This window comes from Nostoc sp., from assembly GCF_036916975.1.
Taxonomy (GTDB): domain Bacteria; phylum Cyanobacteriota; class Cyanobacteriia; order Cyanobacteriales; family Nostocaceae; genus Nostoc.
This window is the reverse complement of record NZ_JBALFF010000129.1, coordinates 1-13,778: the sequence shown is the minus strand read 5'-3', so window position 1 is coordinate 13,778 and position 13,778 is coordinate 1. Positions and strand designations below refer to the sequence as shown.

8 protein-coding genes and 1 pseudogene are annotated in these 13,778 nt (G+C 42.7%); 4 read left to right on the top strand and 5 right to left on the bottom strand.

Translation table 11 applies throughout. The annotated features are described in order from the left end of the window. Positions 1-113: 113 nt before the first annotated feature. Positions 114-1,325 carry an anhydro-N-acetylmuramic acid kinase gene (locus tag V7K73_RS29605; protein ID WP_334885655.1) on the bottom strand — a complete coding sequence of 404 codons (1,212 nt, stop codon included), beginning with the start codon at positions 1,323-1,325 and terminating at the stop codon, positions 114-116. A 390-nt stretch (positions 1,326-1,715) separates the two neighbouring features. Here V7K73_RS29605 and V7K73_RS29600 point away from each other — a divergent pair, with 390 nt between their 5' ends. The 3 genes and pseudogenes from V7K73_RS29600 to V7K73_RS29590 form a co-directional block, all read left to right on the top strand. Further along, positions 1,716-2,528 (top strand): Npun_F0296 family exosortase-dependent surface protein, encoded by an 813-nt coding sequence (locus tag V7K73_RS29600; protein ID WP_334885653.1) that lies wholly within the window; start codon positions 1,716-1,718, stop codon positions 2,526-2,528. 308 nt (positions 2,529-2,836) lie between these two features. Beyond that, positions 2,837-4,252 carry a folate/biopterin family MFS transporter gene (locus V7K73_RS29595; protein ID WP_334885651.1) on the top strand — a complete coding sequence of 472 codons (1,416 nt, stop codon included), beginning with the start codon at positions 2,837-2,839 and terminating at the stop codon, positions 4,250-4,252. Positions 4,253-4,325: 73 nt separating this feature from the next. Beyond that, positions 4,326-4,843 (top strand): annotated as a pseudogene (locus tag V7K73_RS29590) (carotenoid oxygenase family protein); the annotation flags it as partial. A 4-nt stretch (positions 4,844-4,847) separates the two neighbouring features. On the opposite strand, the gene V7K73_RS29585 reads toward V7K73_RS29590, so the two are convergent. The 4 genes from V7K73_RS29585 to kdpA form a co-directional block, all read right to left on the bottom strand. Further along, positions 4,848-6,002 carry a universal stress protein gene (locus V7K73_RS29585; RefSeq protein WP_334885649.1) on the bottom strand — a complete coding sequence of 385 codons (1,155 nt, stop codon included), beginning with the start codon at positions 6,000-6,002 and terminating at the stop codon, positions 4,848-4,850. A gap of 438 nt (positions 6,003-6,440) precedes the next feature. Then, a complete protein-coding gene (gene kdpC / locus V7K73_RS29580) occupies positions 6,441-7,043 on the bottom strand; it encodes a K(+)-transporting ATPase subunit C (RefSeq protein ID WP_334885647.1) in 603 nt (200 codons plus the stop codon). 104 nt (positions 7,044-7,147) lie between these two features. After that, positions 7,148-9,253 carry a potassium-transporting ATPase subunit KdpB gene (gene kdpB / locus V7K73_RS29575; protein WP_334885693.1) on the bottom strand — a complete coding sequence of 702 codons (2,106 nt, stop codon included), beginning with the start codon at positions 9,251-9,253 and terminating at the stop codon, positions 7,148-7,150. An 843-nt stretch (positions 9,254-10,096) separates the two neighbouring features. After that, positions 10,097-11,782: a potassium-transporting ATPase subunit KdpA gene (gene kdpA, locus V7K73_RS29570; RefSeq protein ID WP_334885645.1), complete on the bottom strand. Its 1,686-nt coding sequence runs from the start codon at positions 11,780-11,782 to the stop codon at positions 10,097-10,099. A 703-nt stretch (positions 11,783-12,485) separates the two neighbouring features. Between kdpA and V7K73_RS29565 the strand changes: the two genes are divergently transcribed. Beyond that, complete coding sequence (locus tag V7K73_RS29565; RefSeq protein ID WP_334885643.1) at positions 12,486-13,562, top strand: sensor histidine kinase; 1,077 nt, start codon at positions 12,486-12,488, stop codon at positions 13,560-13,562. Positions 13,563-13,778: the final 216 nt, after the last annotated feature.

The window sequence follows — 13,778 nt, the reverse complement described above, 5'->3', positions numbered from 1 at the left end:
GTCTTGATCGAGTGCCGCCAAGATTACAGTTATAGCAGTGCTAAGTTGGGTTAGCGATAGCGGGGCGTTGAGCCAGTGCAAAATCAAGAAATTTTTTATCTTGTTTATTGTTCCTATCTCAGCACTGAGTACTGACTTTGGTGAATTTCTCCCAAAAGCACTTCTTGAGGTGCCCCAGTCGCAGTAGGTAAGTTGCCAGGAATACCCAAAAGTCGCCAGTAGGCTAAAACTGCAAAGGCGATCGCTTCTTTAAAATCTGCACTCAAACCAACTTCATCTGTAGTCAAAACTGGTATTGATGGCAACAACAACTCTAATCGACGTTTCAAATAGAGATTGCGACTACCACCGCCACATAATAGTACCCTTTGTGGCATTTGGGGCAAAAAAGTGCGGTAACTATGAACAATTGAAGCAGCTGTAAGTTCCGTCAGAGTTGCCAGTAAGTCGGCGGCGTTGAGTTGGTATGCTTGGGCATCTTCTAAACACTGATGCAGGTAAGTTAAACCAAATAACTCTCGACCGGTGGATTTGGGCGGCGGTAGATGAAAATAGTCTTGGTTGAGCCATTCTTCTACTAATGGATCGCTTGGAGTACCACTCGCTGCCCAATTACCATTTTCATCGTAAGTTTTAGCACCATCGCTTAAATGCTCCACCGCCAGATCCAACAGACTATTTCCAGGACCCGTATCCCAAGCGCGAATTTTTAAGAGCCAGTCGCCATGCCGAGGCGGAATATAGGCAACATTACCAATACCACCAATGTTTTGAATACAACGCCCCTCTTGAGGATGACTGAGTAAATAGGCGTCTACTCTAGGCACGAGAGGCGCACCATGACCACCAATAGCGATATCAGCAACGCGAAAGTTGCTTACAGTTGTAATACCTGTAAGATGGGCAATTAATTCACCGCGTCCTAGTTGAAGACTGTAACCTAGTGGGGAGTGGGGAGTGGTTTTGTTTCCCATTTCCTTATCCCCAGGTGGTCGATGATAAACTGTTTGACCGTGGGAGCCAATAATAGTGGCTGGCTGATGACCAATTTGAATATTTTGGGCGGCTTGGGCAAAGACTTGGGCGATCGCATCATCTCTTTCTGCCAATTCTGCCATTGAGATGGCAACGCCTGCACCAACTGCCAATATTCTTTCTCTGAGTTCGGCTGGATAAGGATATGTTGTCCCAGCTACCAACTCAACTTTGAGATCCAATTCTGTGCCAGAAATCTCTACCAACGCAGCGTCTATGCCATCTACAGATGTGCCACTAATTAAACCGATAACGCGAGTAGGGACAGCAGCTTCTTCAGTCGGATGCATTGCTCAAGACTCTTTTGTTGCAAGAGATAGTTTAATTCATGTTACTACCCATGTCAAAAAAAACTCAGGTGGCATAGCATAATGCTTCATGCCTTCTTGACCTAGAACCCTAAAAATATGAACTGCCTGCGAATCACAAAATGGCACTTTTTATAAATAAAGCTTGTTTACAATTTAGCACTGATAACTTCGCGCTTTCTACATAAAGCGATAAACATCACAGAAACTTGTACCAATAATATTACTTACTCCTAAATTAGAATATATAACAACTTTTGTCTAAGTATAAGCAAATACAAAAAGTAGTAATCCCTCTGATGTTGGAATCTAGAAGCACATTGCACAATGGGCATGAACACGAAAGATTTTAAAAAGAGAAAAAGTTGTAAAATGAAAAGTCTTTTAATTAAGTCCGCGATCGCTTCTGGTGTTGTTTTGTCTTTAGCAACTTTTACCCGCCCTGTAATGGCTACGTCTTTTACGGTATCAATAGAAGACCCAACCGTACAAAATGCACAGTCATCAAATCTTGTTAATGCTCGTGTACAAAATTTTGATGCTTCAGCACTAACAACAGGTTATAGTACAACAGGCTTTACATGGGCTGATGATGCAGGAACAAATATTGGTAGCTATACGAATACTCTGATCGTGGATAAAGACCAATATGGTGGTGCTGGTGGAACAGGCAAATATTTTGATGTCGATACGAACAGATCGGGTGGTAAGCAAACGGTTTCTACCTTAAATTTGACAACCGCACAAAGTTACTTTGGACTTTGGTGGTCTGCGGGAGATGCTAATAACGTACTTACATTTCTTTCACAAGGTCAGGTTGTACAAACTATGACCACTAAAGATGTGGTTAATTATATCGCAAACCTACCAAATAAAGCCAGCTACTACAGTAATCCTAATTCGGCATTCAAAGGTCAAAATTCTGGAGAACCCTATGCGTTCATCAACTTCTACGATGTTGGCGGAACTTTTGATCAGGTTCAATTCACCAATGTCGGCGGAACTGGTTTTGAATCAGATAATCACACAGTCGCCACTGGCTACAAGAGTATCACCGGTAATGTAGTTGTTAAAGCAGTTCCTGAGTCTTCTTCTCTATTAGGAGTTTTTGTGATTGGTTTTGTGGGTGCTACTTCAGTTCTAACTGGTCGAGTCAAGAAAAAGTCAGCTTTGCAATTGTCATAAGTAGATTTCTGACTCGGCTACAAAACCAGGCTCCACGTTCGCGTAGGCTGCTGTAGGCAGGATTTCAAAACTTCCGATAATAATTCAATGTTAAATACAAGTTAGGGCGAGCTTACTTCCGGTAGGTTCGCCCTAATCCTTTGATTTAGAATTGTTATACAAATACCTTGGTAGGGGTACCATGCTTATCGGTGTCAAATTGAGCAAGGGCGAATGGAATTTGCGGAATTTACGGTCACACAAACAAAGCCCACTTCTTAAGAATCGATATGATAGAAAAGTAGATAAAACTTAAAAATATTTATCGAATGGTGCTTCAATCATCTGGCTTGTCCAAGGTCAAAGACTCATTAACACAAAAAATCTTCTTGGGTAATGAACCTAATGCAGAGTTAATTGCAATTCTCACCGTTTATTTTGTCCAAGGAATTTTAGGATTATCGCGTCTAGCCGTTAGCTTTTTCCTCAAAGATGAACTGCTGCTGAGTCCCGTCGAGGTGTCGGCGCTGTTGGGAATTGTCTTCCTACCTTGGATGATCAAGCCGGTGTTTGGTTTCATCTCTGATGGCTTGCCTATATTTGGCTATCGTCGGCGTCCTTATTTGATTTTATCCGGGATACTGGGAACTGCTTCTTGGGCGTGTCTGGCCACAATAGTTCATACTAGCTGGGCAGCTACATTAGCGATCGCTCTTGGTTCTCTTAGTGTCGCCATGAGTGATGTCATAGTTGACTCGCTGGTTGTGGAACGTGCCAGAGACGAATCGCAAGCAAAAGCCGGCTCATTACAATCTCTGTGTTGGGGTGCTTCTGCGATCGGAGGTTTGATAACAGCATACTTTAGTGGTCTGCTGTTGCAATACTTTACTACCCGTACTGTCTTTGGAATAACCGCCTTATTCCCTCTCATCGTCTCAGGGGTAGCTTGGTTAATTGCTGAGTCCCCCGTTAGCAAAGATGCTGAAGATAGTAATCACACCAACCCTTTACCAATCAAACATCAACTGGGGCAGCTACGCCAAGCCATTAGCCAAAAAACAATTTGGCTACCAACGGCGTTTATCTTCATCTGGCAAGCTACCCCAAATGCTGACTCAGCCTTTTTCTACTTCTCTACCAACGAACTTCACTTTGAACCAGAATTTTTGGGGCGAGTCCACTTGGTGACAAGTTTCGCTTCTTTAGCAGGTGTTTGGATTTTTCAACGTTTCCTTAAAAGCATCCCTTTTCGCGTGATTTTTGCTTGGAGTACTGTCCTTTCCTCAATTTTGGGGATGACGATGCTATTGTTAGTGACTCACACAAACAGGCTCTTAGGTATAGATGACCACTGGTTTAGTTTGGGTGATAGCCTGATTCTGACTGTGATGGGGAAAATTGCCTTTATGCAAGTGATGGTTCTAGCAGCAAGGCTTTGTCCCTCTGGTGTGGAAGCGACATTATTTGCCCTGTTAATGTCGGTGTTTAATTCAGCAGGAACGGTTTCCCATGCATTTGGGGCATTAATCACCTATTGGCTGGGCATCACCGCAACGAACTTTGAATCACTTTGGCTATTGGTGCTAATTACTAATCTCAGCACGCTGTTACCCCTCCCCTTTATCAACTGGCTACCTGCTGCTGAAGAACAAACTGAGACATCCATTGATGGGGAACAAGGGTTTTTGCCAGATTTGATGTCTGAGTTGGTACTGAGAGAACCAGAGTCGAAAATAGTCGAATAGTGGGATAAATTTCATGCCAATTCGAGCCAGTGCTCTGCCTTTGGCTGGTAGCAACTGGCGTAGGAAAGTATTGTTGCCAGAAGTGGAACCCGAAAGCGATTTTCGACAAGTTGATTTTGAAGCGCTTTCACCTGGGGAACTTTGGCGATTTTATTTAAATCTAAAGGATGGAAAAGTCCGGCGGGAATTAATTGATAATCGCTGTTGTGAATTTCCCAGCATACATCCGGCGAATGTGGGACGCTCTTATCGATATCTATATTATAGGTGCGGCTCATGCAAAGACTGGTAATGCTCCCTTACAAGCATTGTTGAAAATTGATTTAGAGTCTGGAGAAAGGCAATTTTGGAGTGCTGCACCGCGTGGTTTTGTCGGTGAACCGATTATTTGTCCCGCGTCCAGGTTCGGAAAAGGAAGATGATGGTTGGGTATTAGCTTTGGTTTATGATGCTGCCCATCACCGATCAGATTTGGTAATTTTAGATGCGAGTGATTTCTCTAAAGGAGTAATTGCACGTTTACATCTCAAGCATCATATCCCCTACGGTTTGCATGGGAGCTTTACTTCTGAGGTTTTTGGGGAAATTTGATCTCCTATTTGGGTGAAACCATTTTTTCACTCGCAATGATATGCAAATCAATATTTTTGAGCAAGCGGACTAATTTTTGCGTCAAAGATCCTTTGAGGAGCATTTGCCAGCGCGATCGCTGACTCTCTCCGATTACAATTTGGGTAATCCGATATTTCTCGGCGATTTGGGCGATCGCATTAGCTACGTTAATGTTGGTAACATGAATAAAATTACCTTCAAATTCTTTACAGAGTTTCTCACAAGTATAGATGTGTAAGGTTTCCTCTTTGGTGAGGAAGCGTTCTGGATTGGCGACAAATAAGCCATAAAGCGGCGCGTTCATATAGTTAGCCAGCCTCGCACCCCGGCGTAACAACTGCACTGAGTTGGGATAGGTGGATATACATACCAAAACCCGCTCGTGAATATTACAGGATTGCCCATTGGGGATAGTAGCGATCGCATTTCCTTCTACGTTGTCTGCCACTTCGCGCAAAGCCAGTTCTCGCAAAGCAATCAGGTTACGGCGTTGGAAAAAATTATCGAGGGATTGTTGGATTTTTTCTGGTGCGTAAATCTTGCCTTCTAATAACCTTTCTTGCAGGGTTTCCGGCGTGACATCTATTACCACTATTTCATCTGCTTCATCCAAAATCTTGTCAGGAACACGCTCACGGACGACTACACCTGTAATTCTGGCTACTAAGTCATTGAGACTTTCCAAATGTTGGACATTCATTGTGGAGTAGACATCAATACCTGCTGCTAAAACTATTTCTACATCTTCGTAGCGTTTTTCGCGTGGGGAACCAGGGACATTGGTATGGGCAAGTTCATCGATTAAGACTAATTGGGGTGATCGCTTTAAAATAGCATCTGTATCCATATCCGTTAGTGTCAATTCACCGCTAGGATATTGCTTACGGGGTACAATCTCCAGTCTCTCTGCCTTCTCAGATGTATCCTTGCGTCCGTGGGTTTCTAAAAGCCCAATGATAACATCAATCCCTTCGTGTTTAAGCGCGTGTCCCTCTTCCAGCATCCGGTAGGTTTTGCCTACTCCTGGAGCCATGCCAATAAATATTTTATGCTTGCCCCGCCGTCGTCCCGGATAAAGCGAGTAACTTCCAGAATTTAAAGGAGTGCTAGCCCAACCAGTGTTACTTTTATCTGACATTATACCTCTTGCATGAATATTTTAAAATAATTTGTAATTCGTAATTCGTAATTCGTAATTCGTAATTCGTAATAGAGCCTCCGGCACGCTGCGCGGTTTTCATGGGCTAAAGGGCTGTACGTAAATTTTGTTTTGTAATGGGGATTTAACCCCAATCGCATTACTTACCGGTTTTAGAACCGGGGGACTTAAACCCACGGAACTAGTTAAAACAAGAATCTTACAGTTCACGTAGAGGCGTAGAGAGTAATGAAAAACTTATTTATTCCTACCTCCTAACTCCTAACTCCTAACTCCTACCTCCTACCTCCTACCTCCCAACTCCCAATTCCCAACTCCTAACTCCTAACTCCTAACTCCCTACTCCCCACTCCCAACTCCCAACTCCTAACTCCCAACTCCCAACTCCCAACTCCTAACTCCTAACTCTTTCTTAACTTACTGATTTTGCTGACGATTAAAATCTTGCAAGTCAAGAGCATAATTTAATCGAAGAACATTGACTCCCGGCTCGCCAAAAATCCATAAAAATCTGCCATCAGTATACCTATTAATTAAACGTAGGATCTCCTCTTCTTTTACTTTCCGCGTAGTAGCAACCCGCGTCAATTGCTGCCGTGCTGCTTTGAAGGAAATATGCGGATCTAAACCAGAGCCAGAGGTATAAATCATATCAGCGATCGGTTGAAGATTTTCGTCTCGCAATTCATTTGCCTGTTCTAGAATCCGGTTTAGTAGTTCTGGATTGCTAGCAGCGAGATTACTGGCTCCAGAGATGCCAGTTGGCTTGGCTTTTTTGCCTTGGCTATATCTAACAGTACTGGGACGAGGATGGAAATATTGCTCAGATGTGAACAACTGACCAATCAAAGCCGAACCAATTGGTTGATTATTTAGATTCAGCATAATGCTGCCATTGGCTTGATAGGGCAAAAAAACTTGACCCACTACAAGGATTATCAAAGGATAGATGATTGCAGTCAACAACCAAAGCATTAGAGTTATGAAAATTGCTCTGATAGTTTCTCGAATAATAGCCATAAAATTTTTCCAATTGCTGCTAATATTTTATAGAAACAGAATTCAGGAGTCACTCGTGAGAATTCATGCTGAATTATGAGCGAAAAAGCGAATTGCGAATTGGTTTAAGCCAAGCCGAGAATTGTAATCAGTAAATCTATCAATTTAATGGCGATAAATGGCGCAATCACCCCACCTAAGCCATAAATTAACATATTGCGTTGCAGTAGCTGATTAGCTGTCAGCGGCCTAAACCGTACACCCTTCAATGCCAACGGAATAAAAGCGGGAATAATTAAAGCATTATAAATCAGTGCTGATAGAACAGCAGAATTAGGGCTAGTCAAATTCATAATATTCAAGCTTTGCAAATTAGCAGCAACAAATATTACTGGGATAATCGCAAAGTATTTAGCAATATCATTAGCGATAGAAAATGTGGTCAATGCCCCGCGAGTAATCAACAATTGTTTGCCAATGCTAATGATGTCGATTAATTTTGTAGGATCGGAGTCCAAATCTATCATGTTGGCGGCTTCTTTTGCAGCTTGCGTCCCTGTATTCATGGCAACGCTGATGTTAGCTTGGGCTAATGCGGGAGCATCGTTAGTTCCATCTCCTGTCATGGCAACTAGTTTACCTGCTGCTTGTTCCTTCTTAATGACGCTGATTTTGTCTTCTGGTGTGGCTTCGGCGATGAAGTCATCAACTCCAGCTTCTTTGGCAATGACAGAAGTTGTAATCCGGTTATCTCCAGTTAGGATGATGGTATGCACTCCTATCCGTCGCAGTTGCTCAAAGCGATCGCGGATACCAGGTTTAACTATATCTTTAAGATAAATAACCCCATAGATTTCGTTATCTAGGCTAACTGCTAGGGGTGTACCTCCCAGCCGAGAAACTCGTTCGTAGGTAGCATCCAATTCTGGTGTATCGCGTCCGTTGCGGGAATGGACAAATCCTTTGATGGCTTCTACTGCTCCCTTCCTGGCCTCATACCCACCAGGCAAGTTTGTACCACTCATGCGTGTTTTGGCAGAAAAATCAACTGCTTCTGCCTGGTTGAAGTCGAAATCAAACCTTGCGCCTAACTTTTCTGCCAGTCGCACAATAGATTTACCTTCTGGTGTATTATCAAAGACACTAGCCGCCCAGGCAACATTAGCAATTTCTGACATTGAATGACCGTTGATCGGAATAAATTCTTCCGCCAAACGGTTGCCGAGGGTTATTGTACCTGTTTTGTCAAGAACTAAAGTGTTGACATCTCCACAAGTTTCGACTGCTCGTCCTGAAGTGGCAATGACGTTAAATTGAGCAACTCGATCCATCCCAGCAATGCCGATGGTACTTAGTAAGCTGCCAATGGTTGTAGGAATTAATGCTACTAATAGGGCAATTAAAATTGGTACGCTAACTGGACTGTTGACATAGTAAGCAAGTGGGGGCAGAGTTACCGCGACTAATAAAAAGACTAAGCTGAGAACTGCCAGCAATACTGTCAGGGCAATTTCATTGGGTGTTTTGCTGCGTTCTGCCCCTTCTACCAAGGCAATCATCCGGTCAATAAAGCCTTTACCTGGGTCATTAGTGATGAGGATAATTAGCTCATCTGAGATAATCCGCGTCCCACCAGTGACGGAACTGGCAACGTCGGAACCTGATTCTTTTAATACTGGTGCGGATTCTCCAGTAATTGCCGATTCATCCACTGAGGCGATACCCATGATTACCTCGCCATCGGCGGGAATAATATCGCCAGCAATAACGTAGATAGTATCGCCCTGTTTAAGGCTGGTGGATGAAACTTCACTAATTGTGCCATCGGCAGCAAGTTTTTTCGCGATCGTTTCTGATCTCGTCGATCGCAAGACATCGGCTTGGGCTTTACCCCGCCCTTGGGCAATTGCTTCGGCAAAATTGGCAAACCAAACTGTAAAAAATAAAATCCCCGATAACAAGCCGTTGAAAACTTGCGGGTTCTTTTGGAGGGCTGGCCCAAATAGGTTGGGATCAATTGTTAGCAATAAAATGATGATTGTTGCCACCCAAACCACAAACATCACTGGATTTTTGATTGCATATTTAGGGTTGAGCTTGACAAAAGCATCTTTCATAGCCCTTAAGTACAGCCACTTATTAATTGTCCTGGCCTTTTTCCGTGCTTGGCGGCGATCGCCAGAACGAGGATTTGGCCGTCTACCTTTAAAGTTAGTTGCCACTTGATTTATGAATAAAGTTAGGAGTTAGGAGTTAAACCTTATCTAAGTTGAGAATCGTAGTTTTTACCCTTTCCCTAAATCGCTCTCCCAAATTTGGGAGAGGGAGTTTGAAATTCTAGCTCCCCGAATCCCAAATCTGGGATTCGGGGTTGGGGAATGAGGGCAAATCCTTTTCATCATGGAAGAACTATAGGTTTCAAGATAGACGTGATTTAGTAACTCGACAAAACTATTTACAGTCATTGCCTTCGGCCTTGGCTTTCTTGCAGGGTACGAAGTGAAACAATTCCAAACTTAATTTTTTCCGACTACTTAGCGTTGTCAAGGTGAATCTTATATTCATTACTAGCCTTTGAACTCGGAAGTTGAGCCTTTGAACTCGGAAGTTGAGCCTTTGAACTCGGAAGTTGAGCTTCTGAACTCGGAAGTTGAGCCTTTGAACTCGGAACTTGAGCCTTTGAACTCGGAAGTTGAGCCTTTGAACTCGGAAGTTGAGCCTTTGAACTCGGAAGTTGAGCCTTTGAACTCGGAAGTTTCAAAAATCTAAAACAACAAGTGAAGATTTTGTTTGAGCGAATATGAAATTTAAGCTACATATCAGCTTGAGAAGCCCCTAAATTTCTTTATGGGGTTCAAAATTATTGACTTTAGACTTTAGACTTTTGACTTCCCCGTAGGGTAGGAACTTCCAATAAAAAACAGATCCCATCTGTAGAGTGCGTTACTAACACACCATCTGATGAAGGTGCGTTACGCGATCGCTAACACACCCTACAAAACCAGATAATTTATTTTTTAGTATTCTCTTAATATTCCAAACTTATAACTTATAACTCATAACTCATAACTTTTCTAACTGCCAGATGCTAGTTTCATACCCTCAGCTATGGGGCCTAAAGCCAGAACGGGAAAGAAAGTCAAGGCTCCCAAAAGCAATGTCACTCCAGCAGTGATACCAGTAAATACTAAAGAATCCGTTCTTAGAGTACCAGGGGTTTCAGGAACTGGTTGTTTGCCAGACATGCCGTCAGCTAATAGGAGGATGGCAATTATCGGAATGTATCGTCCTCCGATTAAGCTAACTATTGTACTCAAGTTCCACCACAGGGTGTTATCTTTCAACCCTTGTAAGCCAGAGCCATTATTTGCTGCTGCTGAAGCGTATTCATAAACTACTTGAGAAATACCATGATAGCCAGCGTTGCTAATTCCAGATAGGGAAATGGGATAAGCCAAGGCGATCGCACTGGGAATCAAAATTAGAATTGGGTGAATCAACAACACGACGCTGGCAAGGACGATTTCTCGCTTTTCAATTTTACGTCCTAAAAACTCTGGGGTGCGCCCTGCTAGTAGTCCGGTTAGGAACACTGTGAGAATTAAATAAATAAATAGGTAAGCTGTTCCAGTTCCCTGTCCACCCCAGATAACCTGAATAAACAAGTTGAAGAGAGTCGAAAATATTCCTTGCGGCATTAAAGAATCGTGCATCCCATTCACAGCACCAGACATAGTAGCGGTAGTCATCACTGCCCAAAATGCCGTTTGTGTGGAGCCAAATCGAACTTCTTTACCCTCTAAATTAGGTTGTTCAAATCCAAAGGCGTTATTAACAAGGGGATTACCTTGCAGTTCTCCCACGGCTGTTACTCCCACCATAACTACAAAAATCACAAACACCATCCAGAAAAGTAGCCAAGCTTGCTTAATGTTGTTGGCAAATATACCGTAAGTGTAAATCAAGGCTGCTGGTATAGAAATCATGGCGATCATTTCTATCAAGTTAGAAGCACCATTGGGATTTTCAAAAGGATGGGCTGAGTTTACGTCAAAAAAGCCTCCGCCGTTGTCGCCCAAAAGTTTGATCATTTCAAAGGATGCCACCGGGCCTCTGGCAATATATTGGGTTCCACCTTCTAAGGTTCTCAGATTTAGAGTCTCTTTTAATGTTTGGGGTACACCTGTTACAAGTAAGGCGATCGCTCCAATAATCGAAATCGGCAGCAATATTCGCGTAATTCCACGCACAATATCGACGTAAAAGTTACCCATTTTTCTCCCCGTCAACCCGCGAATAAAGGCAATTCCCACGGCTAGCCCCGTGGCTGCGGAGGTGAACATCAAAAAGCCTAAAGCCGCTACCTGGCTAAAATAACTTAAGGTTGTCTCACCAGCATAGTGTTGCTGGTCGGTATTGGTCACAAAGGAGATGGTTGTGTGCAGTAATACATCCCATTTTGTAGCACCGAAGCCGTTAGGATTCCAGGGCAAGAGTCTCTGAAAATATATCAGTAAATAGACTGAAATACCCATGATCAGGTTGCTGCAAATTACAGCCTGGATATACTGCCAACCCGTCATATCATCTTTTCTACGGACACCCGCTAATACGAACATACTTCGTTCTATCGGGTTCATTAAAAAATCAAGCAGTGTTCTTTCTCCCAAGAAGACACGCGCTATGTATTTACCCAGTAAGGGAGTGATTGCTATGACAATACACAGCGTTAAGCCAATTTGCAAAAAACCTTGTCCCATATATTTCGCGCTCAATTAAATTTAAGTGCTAACCAATTCTTAGAAATAACATTTTTAAATCTAGATTTAGTATTTTCAGTTATTATCTAGATACTTATTAAATTTATTGTTAAGAATATTTTCTTTTTTTATTCTTAATTCATCTATCTCGCTACTTAGGATTATTTGTTTATACAATAGATTGTCGAAGTTTGCTAGTTTCAAAGAATATAAATATCCCACAGGATTTTCTGAAAGGGATTACGGGTTGAAAAGGTTGTGGTAAATACTCCACCCCTTGTGGGTAACTACTTAGCCCCCAACCTCTCAGTTACCCAAGGCTATATCATTCTCATCTAGCCCGCCTCAGAATGAATTCACCTCTCTTATAGCGAAAGCCCGCCTCAGAATGAATTCTGAGTCTAATAGCGAAAGTCGTCTAAAGACGACTGAGACTCATGTTATAGCCCGTTTTAACGGACTTTAGCTATAAGAGAGCAACTTCAGTTTTGGGCGGTTTATGTTTAGAAGGAAATAGCCATATCAGTCGCCAATCAAGGTTTTTGGATCTGAACAATCAGAATTATCGGGTTAATGGTCAAGTTAACATTTGCAGATATAGATTGCTGATAAATCATAATCGCTGAATTAAATAATTGTAAAGATTGTAGGATAACGATTTTTTAGTAAATCAGAAATGAAGATATTAAATCGAGTAGTAGCTATGAAAGAAGCTATAAACGAGCGTGGGGAGACTTATGGGCTAATAGCCCTCGCCTTTGCGATCGTGATAGTCTTGGAATATTTAACACCACCTGAGTACGTATTTGGCTACCTCTACACAGGGACGATTTTGTTAGCAGATTCACGATTGAATCGGGGTGCTGTATTGGGGATCACTCTTGCAGCTACAGGCTTAACATTATTGAATTTGTTTATTCCCGGAAGAGAAATGCTTCATCTCCCAACGTTGGCAAATAGGTTGATTGCAGTATTAGCGTTGGTGGTAACGGGTTGGTTAAGCGATCGCAACCACCGCAATGAAGAAGCGATCGCTTATACTCAAGCACAATTACGCTCCCAAGAACAACTAGCTATCATGCGCGAAGATTTTGTTTCTACCCTAACGCATGATTTGAAAACACCCCTATTAGGAGCAATTGAAACGCTGAAATATTTGCAAAATGAGCAATTTGGTGAAATCACGCCAATGCAAGCAAAAGTCTTGCAAACAATGGCTCGTAGTCATCGCAGTACACTGCAATTAGTCCAAACGCTTTTAGATGTATACCGCAATGATGCCGAAGGGCTAAAACTACAGTTATCACCTGTTAATTTGGCAACTGTGGCAGAGGAGGTAATCGCCACCCTGACTGAACTAGCCAAAACACGCCAGGTTTATATTTCTCTCCACTATGGCGAATCAGATTTTCGTAGCTTTATTTGGGTAAACGGCGATCCTTTGCAACTGGGGCGAGTCTTTACTAATCTCTTGAGTAATGGCATAAACCATACCCCTCGAGGCGGTAAAGTAGAAGTAGTACTTGAAAGTTTTTCTAGCGATCAAGTAGTAAAAATACTCGATACTGGTTCCGGCTTTACCGAAGAAGAGTTACCCCACTTGTTTGAAAGATTTTATCAAGGACATAGCGATCGCCACGTCTCAGGATCTGGACTAGGGCTTTATTTGACCAGGCAAATTATTACCGCTCATGGGGGTACAATTTGGGCAGAGAATCGCTCACCACGAGGCGCACTGTTTGGTTTCCGCCTCCCTGCTTGTCCACCACCGGGGAGATGAGGAGGGGCAGGGGGCAGGGGGAGCAGGGGAGAATAATAACTTCTAACTCCAAACTCCTAATTCCAAACTCCTAATTCCAAACTCCTAATTCCAAACTCCAAACTCCAAACTCCAAACTCCTAACTCCAAACTCCAAACTCCAAACTCCTAACTCCAAACTCCTAACTCCAAACTCCTAACTCCAAACTCCTAACTCCAAACTCCTAACTCCAAACT

Bases quoted from the DNA above. Each gene is read 5' to 3' on its own strand.
- V7K73_RS29605 (WP_334885655.1), bottom strand. From the start codon at position 1,325: ATGCATCCGACTGAAGAAGCTGCTGTCCCTACTCGCGTTATCGGTTTA.
- V7K73_RS29600 (WP_334885653.1), top strand. From the start codon at position 1,716: ATGAAAAGTCTTTTAATTAAGTCCGCGATCGCTTCTGGTGTTGTTTTG.
- V7K73_RS29595 (WP_334885651.1), top strand. From the start codon at position 2,837: ATGGTGCTTCAATCATCTGGCTTGTCCAAGGTCAAAGACTCATTAACA.
- V7K73_RS29585 (WP_334885649.1), bottom strand. From the start codon at position 6,002: ATGTCAGATAAAAGTAACACTGGTTGGGCTAGCACTCCTTTAAATTCT.
- kdpC (WP_334885647.1), bottom strand. From the start codon at position 7,043: ATGGCTATTATTCGAGAAACTATCAGAGCAATTTTCATAACTCTAATG.
- kdpA (WP_334885645.1), bottom strand. From the start codon at position 11,782: ATGGGACAAGGTTTTTTGCAAATTGGCTTAACGCTGTGTATTGTCATA.
- V7K73_RS29565 (WP_334885643.1), top strand. From the start codon at position 12,486: ATGAAAGAAGCTATAAACGAGCGTGGGGAGACTTATGGGCTAATAGCC.